Origin of the sequence: Flammeovirga sp. EKP202 (assembly GCF_014534745.1) — a bacterium.
GTDB lineage: Bacteria > Bacteroidota > Bacteroidia > Cytophagales > Flammeovirgaceae > Flammeovirga.
In genome coordinates this window covers 1-1,201 of sequence record NZ_JACVVP010000115.1, presented here as the reverse complement: position 1 = coordinate 1,201, position 1,201 = coordinate 1, and the positions used below count along the sequence as shown (strand labels likewise).

1 protein-coding gene is annotated in these 1,201 nt (G+C 30.5%); it reads right to left on the bottom strand.

The features are described from left to right. Positions 1-60: 60 nt before the first annotated feature. Positions 61-1,137 (bottom strand): transposase, encoded by a 1,077-nt coding sequence (locus IC221_RS29180; protein WP_188172312.1) that lies wholly within the window; start codon positions 1,135-1,137, stop codon positions 61-63. Positions 1,138-1,201 lie beyond the last annotated feature (64 nt).

The following is a 1,201-nucleotide window of genomic DNA, read 5'->3' as shown; positions in this document are numbered from 1 at the left end:
CTGATCTTTCGCTCTCTTAAAATTTGCGAATAGTTAAAATATTAATAAGTAGATGCTAAATTAAGTTGTTCTCAGACGGTTTAATTCCTCTAAAGCTGCGTTTAGCATTTTCAATCTCAATTTTGCCATTAGGGCAAAATGATTTAAGCGTTCTTTGATTTTAAGTCTTTCTAGTTCTATGTATGCTAACATAGAAGCAAAAATGTGGTTCTTTTGTGTCACTTCCATTTTAGTTGGTGATTTACTCAAAAGCGTATTCTGTTTAAGTGATTTGTGTAATTCTTCTACTTTCCATCTTTTTTGATAGATCGTAGTGATTTGGTTATAATCTGCTTCAATTTCATTAGTCACTAGATATAATACACCTTCAGAATAATCTTTGTTTTTAAAGATTTGCTTTACAAGTCTTACTGGGAAATCTAACCCTTTTATATAGACTTCAAGCACTTCTTCTTTGTTGATATCTAGAGAAGAAATCTGTACAAATTTACCTGCATATTTGTCTTCTTTACTTAAAGCTACACGTCTATTTTTCTTTAAGGGGCATACAAAATACTTTTTGAAACGCTTATGAATTTGTTTCATATTATCATTTGATGAAAACCAAGTATCAAATAGTATATATTTGAATTTTAGTCGATTATCATATAGAAGAGTGGATAACTTGTCAATAACAAGTTCATTTTTGTTCTTTGCACTTTTGTATTTTGTTTTACCCTCTTTATCTATAAATTCTTGATCCTTCACGATTACTTCAAAGCCTACAGGGCAATTTACTGTAGTTTCATCTTCCAAGGTGGTCGACAAAAGAAAGTTCAAGATATTTATCCCTTTAATAGATTTGCCTTTGGTATGGTCAAAATGATAGTTTACAATAGTATTTATTGAACTATGAGGTTTTTCAGAAATCGTATCATCAACAGAAATAACAGAATCTTCACTTTCAATTTTTCTGGCAAAAGGCTTTACAGATTTCCAAAATAATCGACTATCTAAACTTGGATCAGCAAGCATATCACTGATATAATCATGCTTCACCAAGTTGTCTGTTGAAGCAGAAAGCCCTGTAGCTGTTGCTTGGTGATCTTCGGCTAATAAATAATCTCTATATAGTTCAAATGCATCAAATCTTTTCATAGAATAAAGATCGACTTTAAATCAAATAATGAAAAATCAAAATTTTAAAAGAGCGAAAGCTCAG